The sequence below is a fragment of the Lysobacter sp. Hz25 genome (assembly GCF_046097045.1).
In the GTDB taxonomy this organism is placed as follows: Bacteria; Pseudomonadota; Gammaproteobacteria; order Xanthomonadales; family Xanthomonadaceae; genus Lysobacter; species Lysobacter antibioticus_B.
Map to the genome: position 1 here is coordinate 1,284,646 of NZ_CP175666.1, position 13,269 is coordinate 1,297,914.

Annotated in this window: 9 protein-coding genes; 5 read left to right on the forward strand and 4 right to left on the reverse strand. The window is 69.1% G+C overall.

From position 1 onward, the window contains the following. Positions 1-47 precede the first annotated feature (47 nt). From ACKN61_RS05355 to ACKN61_RS05365, 3 genes are read right to left on the reverse strand one after another with little or no spacing between them, the layout of a single operon-like run. Positions 48-473, reverse strand: a complete 426-nt coding sequence (locus ACKN61_RS05355) for a DNA polymerase III subunit chi (RefSeq protein ID WP_408952631.1) — start codon at positions 471-473, stop codon at positions 48-50. Between the two features lie 9 nt (positions 474-482). Next, positions 483-860 (reverse strand): hypothetical protein, encoded by a 378-nt coding sequence (locus ACKN61_RS05360; protein WP_223619705.1) that lies wholly within the window; start codon positions 858-860, stop codon positions 483-485. 2 nt (positions 861-862) lie between these two features. Continuing rightward, on the reverse strand, positions 863-2,332 hold the full coding sequence (locus ACKN61_RS05365) for a leucyl aminopeptidase (protein ID WP_031371546.1): 1,470 nt from the start codon (positions 2,330-2,332) through the stop codon (positions 863-865). Between the two features lie 200 nt (positions 2,333-2,532). Between ACKN61_RS05365 and lptF the strand changes: the two genes are divergently transcribed. Continuing rightward, complete coding sequence (lptF, locus tag ACKN61_RS05370) at positions 2,533-3,615, forward strand: LPS export ABC transporter permease LptF (RefSeq protein WP_408952632.1); 1,083 nt, start codon at positions 2,533-2,535, stop codon at positions 3,613-3,615. Then, complete coding sequence (gene lptG, locus ACKN61_RS05375) at positions 3,612-4,712, forward strand: LPS export ABC transporter permease LptG (protein WP_408952633.1); 1,101 nt, start codon at positions 3,612-3,614, stop codon at positions 4,710-4,712. The genes lptF and lptG overlap by 4 nt, the downstream gene beginning before the upstream one ends. Positions 4,713-5,279: 567 nt before the next feature. Here lptG and ACKN61_RS05380 read toward each other — a convergent pair. Continuing rightward, a complete protein-coding gene (locus ACKN61_RS05380) occupies positions 5,280-5,768 on the reverse strand; it encodes an RDD family protein (RefSeq protein ID WP_408952634.1) in 489 nt (162 codons plus the stop codon). Between the two features lie 44 nt (positions 5,769-5,812). Between ACKN61_RS05380 and xerD the strand changes: the two genes are divergently transcribed. The 3 genes from xerD (at position 5,813) to purL (ending at position 13,003) form a co-directional block, all read left to right on the forward strand. Beyond that, positions 5,813-6,760 (forward strand): site-specific tyrosine recombinase XerD, encoded by a 948-nt coding sequence (gene xerD / locus ACKN61_RS05385; protein WP_408952635.1) that lies wholly within the window; start codon positions 5,813-5,815, stop codon positions 6,758-6,760. A gap of 1,135 nt (positions 6,761-7,895) precedes the next feature. Further along, entirely contained in the window at positions 7,896-8,777 is an 882-nt protein-coding gene (locus ACKN61_RS05390; protein WP_408952636.1) for a DsbC family protein, read from the forward strand. 269 nt (positions 8,778-9,046) lie between these two features. After that, positions 9,047-13,003 (forward strand): phosphoribosylformylglycinamidine synthase, encoded by a 3,957-nt coding sequence (gene purL, locus ACKN61_RS05395; protein WP_408952637.1) that lies wholly within the window; start codon positions 9,047-9,049, stop codon positions 13,001-13,003. Positions 13,004-13,269 lie beyond the last annotated feature (266 nt).

Sequence of the window (13,269 nt, forward strand, 5' to 3'; positions counted from 1 at the left end):
ATCCGCTTCGCGAATCCCAACTCCCGAATCCCCAATCCCGGCCTTCCTCACATATCGTGCTTGTTGAGCGTCAGCCCGCGGGCCTGGTATTGCTTCCAGCGCTCGCGCAGCGGGCCGCGCGCGGAGTCGTCGGCGGGGACCACTTCCAGGACGCGGTCGAAGCCGTCGCGCACCGGGGCGTCGCGCAGGTTGATCACCAGCGGCCGCAACGGCGCGTCGGCCTCGGGCGCGGCGATCAGCACGTCGGCTTCTTCCTCGTCGAGGTCGGCGCCGGCGATCTGGTGCGGGATGTAGGCATCCTCGCCCATGTCCCACAGCATGTCGTCGAGCGCTTCGGCCTGTTCGGCGTTGCGCGCCAGGATCAGCGTGGGCAGGCCGGCGTCGTGGGCTTTGCGCGCCAGTTCGCAGACCAACCGCAGCGGTTGTTCCTTGAAGCGCGGCGTTTGGATCAGATAGAAATCAGCGCGGGCCATGGGCGGGTATCAACCGGTATATGCGGCCGAGCCGCCGAAAACGAAATAGCCCAGCAGGGCGCCGCCGATGTTCAGGGCGAACCAGCCGAGCAGCAGCAGGAAGAACCCGACGACCGCCTTGAGCTTGCGTCCCGCCGGCCGGGTCCGGGCCAGGTAGATCGGCACGAACAGCATCGCCAGCACGACGATGCCGATGTTCATCCACGGCGAGCGGCGATGGCCGAACTCCTGCTGGTCGCCATGCAGCCACATGAAGATCCAGAACATGCCCAGCGCCACGAACAGCCAATCCACCAGGGTGAAACCGGCCTGCGCAAGCGGCGACATCGAGTAGATGCCGCTGGCCAGGCCGGTGATCGCCGCGAGGATCAGCGCATTGCGCTTCATCGTCAGGCGGTGCGCTCGAGCAACCACTGCGAGAGCAGGCCGACCGGACGGCCGGTGGCCAGGCCGCGCTTGCCTTCTTCGTTGGAGACGCCGGCGATGTCGAGGTGCGCCCAGCGCTGGCCTTCGGTGAAGCGCGACAGGAAGCAGCCGGCGGTGATGGCGCCGGCCCAGCGGCCGCCGATGTTGTAGACGTCGGCGAAGGTCGATTCGAGCTGGGTCTGGTACTCGTCCCACAGCGGCAGGCGCCAGGCGCGATCGAAGACCTGCTCGCCGGCGCTGGTCAGTTCGGCGGCGAGGTCGTCGTCCTTGCTCATCAGGCCGGTGGCGAACTTGCCCAGCGCGACCACGCAGGCGCCGGTCAGGGTCGCCACGTCGAGCAGGGCCTGCGGTTCGAAGCGCTGCGCATAGGTCAGCGCATCGCACAGGATCAGGCGGCCCTCGGCGTCGGTGTTGCCGACCTCGATGGTCTTGCCGGACATGCTGGTGAGCACGTCGGAGGGACGGTAGGCGTCGGCGTCGGGCATGTTCTCGACCGCCGGCACGATCACCACCAGGTTGATCGGCAACTGCATGCCGACCGCCGAGACGAAGCTGCCCAGCACCGAGGCGGCGCCGCACATGTCGAACTTCATCTCCTCGATGCCGCCCTGGACCTTGAGGTTGATGCCGCCGGTGTCGAAGGTGATGCCCTTGCCGACCAGCACATAGGGCTTGGCGTCGCCGCCGTTGTCGTACTTGAGCACGATCAGCTTGGGCGGATTGGCCGAGCCGCGCGCCACGGCGAGCAGCGAGCCCATGCCGAGCGCCTGCATCTGCTCGCGGTCCAGCACTTCGCACGAGGTGTTGTCGAAGCGGCCGGCGAATTCCTGCGCCTGCTCGGCCAGGTAGGCCGGGTTGCAGATGTTCGGCGGCAGGTTGCCGAGCTCGCGAGCGAAGGCGACGCCGGCGGCGATCGCCTGGCCCTGGGCCAGGGCGGTGGCATCGTCGCCGCGGATCGACAGCTTGCGCAGGCCGGGCTCGTCTTTCTTCTTGCCGAGCGTCGCGGTGTAGCGGTAGCAGGCATGGTCGGCGGCGATGGCGGCCTGGCGGATCGCCCAGGCGGCGTCGCGGCCGGTCACCGGCTCTTCGCTGAGGGTCAGCAGCGCATGCTCGACCGGGCCGGCCTTGAGCGCGCGCGCGGCGTCGCCGACCGCCTTGAGGTACTGGGCGACGCCGAACTTGCCGGCCTCGCCGAGGCCGATCACGAGCACGCGCGGCGCGGTCACGCCGGGCAGGTCGTGGAGCAGGGAGGTCTTGCCGGTCTTGCCGCTGATGTCGCCGCGTTCGAGCAAAGCCGTCAGGCGCCCGCCGCTGACTTCATCCAGCGTTCGCGCGGCAGCCGTCAGGGTCTTGTCGGCGAAGGCGCCTACCACGACGCAATCAGTTTGAGCGGCCGCGAGCGCGTCGCGGTTCAGGTCGAATTCGAGGGTCATCCAACAGATTCCCAGCAGCTAAGAAGAGTTTGTCCGTACAATCGAACGGCTTTGCGGGGCGTCGGCCCCGGGCTCGATGCCCGTGCCGCCATCCTGGGTCCTCGACCTCGCGCCTCCGGCTATCCCGGAGCGCCAGCAGACAGGTCGGCCGTCGAACGAACCCCCGAGTTTAAAGCAAGCCTGCCCGATGCCGAAGCCCGATGCTCAAGCTTGACCGTTACCTGACTGGCGAATTCGCCCAGGCCGTCTTCGCGACCCTGGTGGTGCTGCTGATCGTGAGCGTCGGCGGCGCCTTCACCGACGTGCTCGAGGACATCGCCAAGGGCAAGGTCCCGGCTGGGCTGATGCTGCTCCAGCTCGGCCTGGTGCTGATCAAGTGGCTGCCGCTGATCCTGCCGCTGGCGTTGATGCTGGGGCTGATGCTGGGCATCGGCCGGCTCTATCGCGATTCGGAAATGCCGGTGATCGCCTCGATCGGCGTCGGCCCGCGCCGGCTGCTCAAGCCCTTGCTGATGGTGGTCGGGCCGATCGTGGCCGTGGTCGCCGCCTGCTCGCTGTGGCTGGGCCCCTGGGCCGACCGCGCCTCGCGCGAGATGATCAACGAGGCCAGCCGCAGCCTGGTCGTGGCCGGCCTGGAGCCGGGCGCCTTCACCGGCCTGCCCAACGACAACGGGGTGATCTACGTCGGCGCGATGTCCAACGACGGCACCCGTTTCGAACGCATCTTCATCTACCGCAACAAGCCCGACCGTCAGGACGTCACCACCTCCAAGACCGGCCACCTGACGGTGCGCCCGAACGGCGACCGTTATCTGACCCTGGAGGACGGTTTCGAGGTCGAGGGCCCGAAGGACGGCGGCCTGAACTACCGGCTGATGCGCTACGCCAGCAACGACGTGCTGCTGCCGGCCAGCGAGGACCGCTACGACCCGTCCCTGCCCGAGATGATGTCGACCACCCAGTTGCTCGGCGATCCGCGCCGCGAGGCCGCGGCCCAGCTGCATTACCGGATCGCACCGCCGCTGCTGGCCCTGGCTTTCGCCCTGCTGGCGGTGCCGCTGGCGCGCAGCACCCCGCGCCAGGCCCGTTACGGCAGCGTGTTGATGGGCTTTTTGGCCTACCTGATCGGCAACAACTTCATGATGATGGGCAAGGGCTGGATCGAGGACGGCAAGATCCCGACCTTCCTCGGCCTGTGGTGGCTGACTTTGCCGCTGTTGGCGGTCGCCGGCTGGCTGTATTTCCGCGACGGCCGCGTCGCGCGCAGGCGGGTGGCCCGATGAAGCCGTTCCCGAAGATCCACGACGTTTACGTCGGCAAGACCGTGCTCGGCACGGTGCTGCTGACCTGGGCGGTGCTGCTCGGCCTGGATTTCATGCTCAGCCTGGTCGGCGAGTTCGGCGACGTCGGCAAGGGCCGCTACGGCCTGATGCAGGCCCTGGCCTATATGGCCATGACCGTGCCGCGCCGCGCTTACGCGCTGTTCCCGTACGCGGCGGTGATCGGCGCCCTGATGGCGCTGGGCCAGCTCGCCTCGACCTCGGAGCTGACCGTGCTGCGCGCGGTCGGCCTGTCGCGGCGGCGCCTGAGCCTGGCCGTGGCCGGCGCGCTCGCGCTGCTGACCCTGCTGATGGTGGTCAACGGCGAGACCCTGGCGCCGGAAGGCCAGCGCCGCGCCGATGCGCTCAAGACCGCGGCCAAGTCCAACAACCAGGTGGTGGCTCAATATTCCGGGGTCTGGGCGCGCGAGGGCGATGTCATCCTCAGCGCCAGCCAGGGCCAGGAACGCAGCGAGGGCCAGGACCGCTGGCTGGAATTGCGCGACGTCAGCCTGTACCAGTTCGGCCAGGACGGGCGCCTGGTGTCGCTGGCGCTGGCCAAGATCGCCGAACACCGCCCCGGCGGCTGGCTGTTGCGCGACGTCACCCGCACCACCTTCCTGGCCAAGTCGGCCGAGCAGGTTCATGTCGCCGAAGAGCGTTGGCAGTCCAAACTCGACAGCGCGGCGTTGATGAGCGGCAGCAACCGCCCGCGTTACCTCAGCGCCAAGGCCTTGCACAAGGCGATCGAAGACCGCGAGCGCAACCGCCTCGATGCGGCCGAATTCGAAGCCTATTACTGGGGCCGCTGGTTCTACCCGCTCAACGTGCTGACCTTGTGCCTGGCGGCGATTCCGTTCGCCTTCGGCAGCCTGCGCAGCGGCGGCATGGGCAAACGCTTGTTCATCGGCATCGTGTTCGCGCTGTTGTTCTGGCAGTTGCAGACCCAGTTCGTCGAACTGGCCAAGGTGTTCCGTTTCGACTTCCGCCTGGCCTACGCCGCGCCGACCGTGGTGATGCTGGCCGTCTCGGCCTACCTGTTCAAACGTCGGTCGGGGTGAACGCAGTCCGCTCACGCGGCATTGCCGCGTGGACTGCGTGAACGCCCGGCGCGCTGCGCCGGGCCGGGGCCGCAACTACCAGCTCACGCGTTCTCGCAACGGAGCTTCGCCATTGGCTCGCGCTCTCGACGAACGCCCGGCGCGCCGCGCCGGGCCGGGGCACGTCGGGTCAGATCGCGATTACCCCAACGAAGCGGCGGGGGTACTGACTCCATGGCTGGAGCCCTTGCGTGAACTCGGCCGGCGCCGGCACCTCCAGTTACGCGGTCGCGGCTCGCGCCGCTCCTATCCCGCGATAGTTCGAGGCTTCGATCATCGACGCGGGCGGTGCTGCCTCTACATGTCCCTTGGTCGCGGCTCGCGCCGCTCCTACAGTGGTGGCGATATCGGTACCCGCGGCTTCGCAGGACTCTGCGATTTAAAACCTGCCGAGAGCCATTGGAAGCTTAGGTGACCACCGTTCTTATGCAGCGCGGCGATCTTGGGTCGCGGCTCGCGCCGCTCCTACAGTGGCGACGATATCGGTATCCGCGGCTTCGCAGGACTCTGCAATCGCCCCGCCAGCACTCACTTCGGGCGCTTCGGCACCCGCAGCATCCGCGTCCCGCTCGCGCGGTCGTGCCAGGTCAGGCGATCGCGATCGAACCAGGCCCACCAGAAACCCAGGCCGAGCGCGGCCAGCGACAGGGTGCCGACCGCATAGCGGATCGACAGCGCCCGCCATGCCGGCGCAGCGCCGTCGGCACCGATCACGCGCAGCCGCCACGGACGCATGCCGAGGGTTTGCCCGCCGCGCCGCCAGCTCAGCATCGCGTAGCCGCCGGCGATCAGCCAGCACACGAACCACAGCGTCCATTGCAGCGCACTGAAAGGCGGAATGTTTTCGCGCTGCCCATGCCCGGACAAGGTGTAGGCGACGGTGAACGCCGCGCTTGCGACCAGCCACAGCGCCGCGACCGGCCAAAAATCGTAGAACAACGCGAACAGGCGCCAGCCCACCAGGGCGGCGGGCTTGGCGGGTGCGGGATCGGCGGCGGAGGTGTCGTTCGAGCTCATCGCATCAGGATATAGGCAGCCGGACCGCCTGCTAAGCTGCGGCGATGAGTGCCAGTACACCCGCCGAACGCCGCAGCCAGGCGATGGCCTTGCCGCCCTTGGGCGACGCCGACGATGCGGCGATCAAGTCCTTCCTCGACACGATCTGGGCCGAGAACGGCCTGGCCCAGCAGACCCTCGACAGCTACCGCCGCGATCTCGAAGGCCTGGCGCGTTGGCGCGATGGCAGCGGCATCGCCCATGCCGACCGCTCGGCCTTGTTCGATTACCTGGCCTGGCGCACCCGCGAAGGCTATTCGCCGCGCAGCAACGCCCGCCTGCTGTCGGCCTTGCGCGCGTTCTATGCCTTCCGCCTGCGGCGCGGCGAGCGCAGCGACGACCCGACCGCATTGCTGGCGCCGCCGAAGCTGCCGCGCTCCTTGCCCAAGGCTTTGGCCGAAAGCCAGATCGAAGCCTTGCTGGCGGCGCCGGTGGTGGACGAGCCGCTCGGGCTGCGTGACCGCGCCATGCTCGAGTTGATGTACGCCTCCGGCCTGCGGGTGAGCGAACTGGTCAATTTGCCGTCGACCGCGGTCAACCTGCGCCAGGGCGTGTTGCGGGTCACCGGCAAGGGCAGCAAGGAGCGGCTGGTGCCGCTCGGCGAAGAGGCCCAGCACTGGCTCGAACGCTATCTGGCGCAGTCGCGCCCGCAACTGGCCGGCAAACGCGCGCTGGCGCCGCTGTTCCTGGCGGCGAGCGGCGAGGCCCCGAGCCGGCAGGAGTTCTGGCACCTGGTCAAACGCTACGCCGCCGTCGCCGGCATCGACCCGGCCAAGATCAGCCCCCACGGCCTGCGCCACAGCTTCGCCACCCACCTGCTCAACCACGGCGCCGACCTGCGCGCCCTGCAGATGCTGCTGGGCCACAGCTCCCTGTCGACCACCCAGATCTACACCCTGGTGGCGCGCGAGCAGCTCAAACGCCTCCACGCGAAGCACCATCCGAGGGGGTGAAGAGCAGCGCTAGGCGGCACTGCCGCCTGCTGCTCTGAACGCCCGGCGCCCCAGCGCCGGGCCGGGCACGTCCTAGCCGATCGCGAGTACCCCATCGAGGCGGCCGGCGGCACTGCCGCCTGGGCTTGGCGAACGCCCGGCGCGCTGCGCCGGGCCGGGGCACGTCCTGGCAGATCGCGTGTACCCCGAGCAGCGCTAGGCGGCACTGCCGCCTGCTGCTCTGAACGCCCGGCGCCCCTGCGCCGGGCCGGGCACGTCCTGGCAGATCGCGTGTACCCCGAGCAGCGCTAGGCGGCATTGCCGCCTGCTGCTCTGAACGCCCGGCGCCCCTGCGCCGGGCCGGGGCACGTCCTGGCCGATCGCGAGTACCCCATCGAAGCGGCCGGCGGCACTGCCGCCTGCTGCTCTGAACGCCCGGCGCCCCTGCGCCGGGCCGGGGCACGTCCTGGCAGATAGCGTGTACCCCGAGCAGCGCTAGGCGGCACTGCCGCTCATGTTTGGGGCCATTTGCCTGACCCCGGCCGGCGCCGCAGGCCTCAGTTACGCGGTCGCGGCTCGCGCCGCTCCTACCCCCGCGACAATCCGAAGCTTCGATCAGCGACTGCGGCGGTGTGGACGCAGCCAGTCCCGCGGTCGCGGCTTACGCCGCTCCTACAGGGGTAGGGCGCAATGACTGGGGAACCCACGTCGCCGTCCGCAACTACGTGGTCGCGGCTCGCGCCGCTCCTACCCCCACGACAATCCGAAGCTTCGATCGGCGACTGCGGCGGTGCGGTCGCAGCCAGTCCCGCGGTCGCGGCTTACGCCGCTCCTACAGGGGTAGGGGCGCAGTGACGGGTGAACCCACGTTGCTGTCCGCAGTTGCGCGGTCGCGGCTCGCGCCGCTCCTACCCTTGGATGCCGGGCGATTGGCGATCTGTGTGAGTCGCTCGTGTCCGGGAGTCCCGGCAGCTTTGGCAGCCCCGAGCCCGTTTCGCGGGCATCCGCAGCCCAAACCGCGACCCCCTTCGCCACTTCGCCGTGTGACTGCGGTTGCGGAACGGCGTTCGCGTGGCCGGCCGTGCCACAATCGGTAGAACCTATTCCTCGTCGAGCGGTCCAAGACCCCGACCTCAGAACGCCAAGGATTCGATTGATGAAGCGCATCATTTTCGCCGTGCTCGGCGCGATCAGCCTGTCCGCCTGTGCCCAGGCGCCGCAGGGCGCCGCCGCCAAGAGCGATCCGGCCGCCCCCGCCAAGACTGCAGCGGCCGCCAAGGGTTCGGCGCCGGAGGTCAAGGCCGGCAGCGCCGATGCGCTGGCCGTCGAGGCCATCCGCCAGCTCAATCCCAACGTCAGCATCGACAAGGTCGGCCCGTCGCCGGTGCCGGGCTTCCGCGAGGCGCTGGCCCAGGGCCAGGTCGTGTACGTCAGCGACGACGGCCGTTACTTGTTCCTGCCGGGCTCGGGCGGCGCGCTGTTCGACACCCAGGCCAAGAAGAACCTCAGCGAAAACAGCCTCGCCGGCATGCGCAAGGATCTGTTGAAGACCATCCCGGCCAGCGAGCGCATCGTTTTCGCTCCGGCCAATCCGAAGCACACGGTGACGATCTTCACCGACGTCGAGTGCGGTTACTGCCGCAAGCTGCACAGCGAGATCGCCGAGTACAACCGTCAGGGCATCGCGGTCGAGTACCTGGCGTTCCCGCGCATGGGCATCGGCAGCGAGGACTACAAGAAGATGGTCTCGGTGTGGTGCGCGGCCGACCGCCGCAAGGCCCTGACCGACGCCAAGAGCGAGCAGAGCATCCCGACCAAGGACTGCAAGAACACTGTGACCATGCAGTACAACGTCGGCCAGCGCGCCGGCCTGACCGGTACGCCGATGATCCTGACCTCCGAGGGCATCCAGCTCGGTGGCTACGTGCCGCCGGCGCAGTTGCGCGAGGCGCTGGACAAGATCGCCGCCGACGCCAAGCCGGCCGCCTCCGGCGCCAAGCCGACCGCGGCCGTCGCCGTGCCGACCGGCGGGCGCTGAGTAAGACCCCGCGCCCGGATACTCCGGGCCAGGTTCGACCGCATCGCCGCCCACCGGGCGGCGATGTCGTTTCCGGGGCTGCGTTTCGCCGGCGGCCGGGTACGGTCCGAAGACGGAAAGGGGCGGCAGCCGGGGGGAGGGAAGCGGGCACTTCGGCCGCGCCGGCCAAGGGGCCGTGGACCGCCGCGCGGCCCGGTCGGGTGCCGGGCCGAAGCTCGAGGGCGGTTTTGGATACAATACCGGGCCCTGCGTTGCACGGTTCCCCGGACATGATCGTCCTCGAGGGCCATTCGGCCCTGTCTTCGTTCCGCCGCGAGCGTCTCCAAGCTCGACTGTCCGCCCTTCATCCGAGTATCCGCCTGCTCGATGCCTGGCCCGTCTACTGGGTCGAGCCCGACACCGGCGCTACGCCCGACGACGCGACCCTGCGCCGCATCCTCCAGGCCGAACCGCATGAAGCCGCCCGCAGCGATGCGGCGGTCTCGCGCTACGTGACGCCGCGCCTGGGCACCTTGTCGCCGTGGGCGAGCAAGGCCACCGAATTGCTGCGCGGCGCCGGCCAGCCGGTCAAGCGCGTCGAACGCGGCACCCGCTACGACCTGGAAGGCTGGCCGAGCGACGCCGCCACCCAGGGCGCGCTGGCCAAGGTCCTGCACGACCCGATGACCCAGTCGCTGCTCGAAGCGCGCGACGATGCGGCGGCGCTGTTCGTCGTGCCCGCGCGCGGCGAGCTCGAACGCATCGCCCTGGACGATCTCGAAGCCGCCAACAGCCGCCTCGGCCTGGCCCTGGCCGACGACGAAATCGGCTACCTGCGCGAGCGTTACGGCGCGCTCGGCCGCACCCCGTCCGACGTCGAACTGATGATGTTCGCGCAGGCCAACTCCGAGCATTGCCGGCACAAGATCTTCAACGCTTCCTGGACGCTGGAAGGCCGCGAGCAGCCGCAGTCGCTGTTCAAGATGATCAAGCACACCCACGCGCAGACGCCGGAGAACACGCTCTCGGCGTACAGCGACAACGCGGCGGTGGTCGAAGGTTATCCGGCGCGGCGCTTCCGCCCGCAACCCGGCAGCCAGGCCTATGCGGCCGAAGCGCAGATTCCCTCAGCGTTCTGCATCAAGGTCGAAACCCATAACCACCCGACCGCGATCGCGCCGTTCCCCGGTGCGAGCACCGGCAACGGCGGCGAGATCCGCGACGAAGGCGCGACCGGTCGCGGCGGCCGTCCCAAGGCGGGTCTGTGCGGTTTCAGCGTGTCGCACCTGCGCATCCCAACCCTGCCGCAGCCGTGGGAAGGCGAACGCGCGCTCAATCCGCGCATGGCCCCGGCCCTGGAAATCATGCTCGACGGCCCGCTCGGCGCGGCCGCCTTCAACAACGAATTCGGCCGCCCGAACCTGGTCGGTTATTTCCGCAGCTTCGAGCTGTCCGAAGGCCAGGCCGGCAACACCAGCCTCGCCCGCGCCTACGACAAGCCGATCATGCTGGCCGGCGGTCTCGGCGCGATCGACCGGGTGCAGGTCGCCAAGCTCGGCCTGAAGCCGGGGCATGCGGTGATCGTGCTCGGCGGCCCGGCGATGCTGATCGGCCTCGGCGGCGGCGCGGCCAGCTCGGTCGCTTCCGGCGACAGCGCCGAAGCGCTCGACTTCGCCAGCGTCCAGCGCGACAACCCGGAGATGGAGCGTCGCTGCCAGGAAGTCATCGACCGCTGCGTCGCGCTCGGCGAAGCCAATCCGATCGACAGCGCGCACGATGTCGGCGCCGGCGGTCTGTCGAACGCGATTCCCGAGCTGCTGCACGATTCCGGCCTCGGCGGCGTGATCGACCTGGCCAAGGTGCCGAGCGACGATCCCTCGCTGTCGCCGATGCAGCTGTGGTGCAACGAATCGCAGGAACGCTACGTGCTCGGCCTGCCGGCCGACCGCGTCGCCGACTTCGCCGCGATCTGCGAGCGCGAGCGCTGCCCCTTCGCAGTGGTCGGCTATGCGACCGCCGAAGAGCGCTTGGTGGTCGGCTACGGCGCGACGGTCGAATCGGTGTATGGCGAGAACAAGATCGCCGACGCCGATTGGCCGATCGACTTGCCCATGGACCTGCTGTTCGGCAAGCCGCCGAAGATGCATCGCGACACCCGTTATCCCGCCGATGCGCCGTGGCCGGCGCTGCAGTGGGGCGGGCTGGATCTGCGCGACGCCGGTTTGCGCGTGCTCGCGCACCCGACCGTGGCCGCCAAGAACTTCCTCATCACCATCGGCGACCGCACCGTCGGCGGCCTGGTCGCCCGCGACCAGATGATCGGCCCCTGGCAGTTGCCGCTGGCCGATTGCGCGATCACCTTGTCGGACTTCGACGGCCACGTCGGCGAAGCGATGGCGATCGGCGAACGCACGCCGCTGGCCTTGCTCGATGCCGCCGCCGCGGCGCGCATGGCGGTCGGCGAGGCGATCACCAACCTGTGCGCCGCGCCGGTCGAATCGCTGAACCGCATCAAGCTGTCGGCGAACTGGATGGCCGCCGCCTCGCATCCGGGCGAAGACGCGCTGCTGTTCGACGCGGTCAAGGCGGTCGGCCTGGAGCTGTGCCCGGAACTCGAACTGAGCATCCCGGTCGGCAAGGACTCCTTGTCGATGCAAGCGCAATGGGGCTCGGGCGAGAACGCCTCGAAGTCGGTGTCGCCGGTGTCGTTGATCGTCAGCGCGTTCGCGCCGGTGGTCGACGTGCGCCAGCAGCTGACCCCGCTGTTGTCGCGCGACCCCGACAGCGAGCTGTGGTTGATCGGCCTGGGCGCCGGCAAGCAACGCCTCGGCGGTTCGGTGCTGGCCCAGTGCCATCCGGAAGCCGGCAGCGACGGCGGCTTGCCTGCCTTCGCCGGCCTGCCGGGCGAGGGCGCGCGCCATGAAACCGGCGTGCCCGACCTCGACAGTCCGGAGCGTCTGCGCGATTTCTTCGAGCTGATCCGCGATGCGCGCGAAGCCGGTTTGTTGCTCGCCTATCACGACCGCAGCGACGGCGGCGCCTTCGCCGCGCTGTCGGAAATGGCGTTCTGCTCGCGCCTGGGCCTCGACATCAGCCTCGACGGCTGGGGCGAGGATCCGTTCCGCACCTTGTTCAACGAAGAGCTCGGCGCGATCGTGCAGATCGCCGCCGAGGACCGCGCCGAATTCGCCGACCTGGTCGCCCGCCACGGCCTGATCGACTGCGCTCAGCGCATCGCCAAGCCGACTACGGCGGCCGCGGTACGCGTGAAAGAAGACGGCAAGGTCCTGGTCGAATGGCGTTGGGACGAGTTGTTCGATGCCTGGTGGTCGACCAGCCATGCGCTGCAGAAGCTGCGCGACAACCCCGAGTGCGCCGACGAAGAGCGGGCGATCGCGCGCGACTTCAGCGCGCCGGGCCTCAAGCCCAGGTTGAGCTTCGACACCGCCGAGGACGTCGCCGCACCCTTCATCAACACCGGCGTGCGCCCGAAGGTGGCGATCCTGCGCGAGCAGGGCGTCAACGGCCAGATCGAAATGGCCGCGGCTTTCGACCGCGCCGGCTTCGAAGCTTTCGACGTGCACATGAGCGACCTGATCAGCGGCCGCTTCCAGCTCGAAGACTTCAAGGGCTTCGCCGCCTGCGGCGGCTTCAGCTACGGCGACGTGCTCGGTGCCGGCCGCGGTTGGGCCACCAGCATCCTCGAACGCAGCGCCCTGCGCGACGCTTTCGCCGCGTTCTTCGCCCGCGAAGACAGCTTCTCGCTCGGCGTCTGCAACGGCTGCCAGATGCTGGCCCAGCTCAAGCCGATCGTTCCCGGCGCCGAGCATTGGCCGGTGTTCCTGCGCAACCGCAGCGAACAGTTCGAAGCTCGCCTGGGCCTGCTCGAAGTGGCCGAGTCGCCGTCGCTGTTCTTCCGCGGCATGGCCGGCTCGCGCATCCCGGTCGCGGTCGCCCACGGCGAAGGCCAGGCCAGCTTCGCCAGCAACCTCGACCAGACCGCGGCCAACGTCTCGCTGCGTTATATCGACGGCGACGGCCGCATCGCCGACCGCTACCCGCTGAACCCGAACGGCTCGCCCGACGGCATCGCCGGCCTGACCAGCAACGACGGTCGCGCCACGATCCTGATGCCGCACCCCGAGCGCACCCTGCGCAACGCCAACTTCAGCTGGTCGCCGCGCGACTGGAGCGGCGACTCGCCGTGGCTGCGTATGTTCCGCAATGCGCGGGTGTGGGTGGGCTAAGCCACGCGGCAAGGTCGCTCGATCGTTGCCTATAGAACGGACGCCCATTCGGGCGTCCGTTTGTTTTTGTGCTCGGGCCGACTCGCCGGCATCGCCCGGATCGACCGACAGTGGTGGTGTCACACATTCCGATGCGGTTGCGAGCGCGCGTCGCCAATTAGCACAGCTCCGCTGCACCGGCATGGCCGCCCGATGGCGCTCGCGCAAATAAAATGTGACTGATCTTTCAGTCCGTAACTGCGCCTGTTCATGAATCCGAAGCCCTG

Coding starts and splice junctions, on each gene's coding strand:
- ACKN61_RS05355 (WP_408952631.1), bottom strand. CDS start 473: ATGGCCCGCGCTGATTTCTATCTGATCCAAACGCCGCGCTTCAAGGAA.
- ACKN61_RS05360 (WP_223619705.1), bottom strand. CDS start 860: ATGAAGCGCAATGCGCTGATCCTCGCGGCGATCACCGGCCTGGCCAGC.
- ACKN61_RS05365 (WP_031371546.1), bottom strand. CDS start 2,332: ATGACCCTCGAATTCGACCTGAACCGCGACGCGCTCGCGGCCGCTCAA.
- lptF (WP_408952632.1), top strand. CDS start 2,533: ATGCTCAAGCTTGACCGTTACCTGACTGGCGAATTCGCCCAGGCCGTC.
- lptG (WP_408952633.1), top strand. CDS start 3,612: ATGAAGCCGTTCCCGAAGATCCACGACGTTTACGTCGGCAAGACCGTG.
- ACKN61_RS05380 (WP_408952634.1), bottom strand. CDS start 5,768: ATGAGCTCGAACGACACCTCCGCCGCCGATCCCGCACCCGCCAAGCCC.
- xerD (WP_408952635.1), top strand. CDS start 5,813: ATGAGTGCCAGTACACCCGCCGAACGCCGCAGCCAGGCGATGGCCTTG.
- ACKN61_RS05390 (WP_408952636.1), top strand. CDS start 7,896: ATGAAGCGCATCATTTTCGCCGTGCTCGGCGCGATCAGCCTGTCCGCC.
- purL (WP_408952637.1), top strand. CDS start 9,047: ATGATCGTCCTCGAGGGCCATTCGGCCCTGTCTTCGTTCCGCCGCGAG.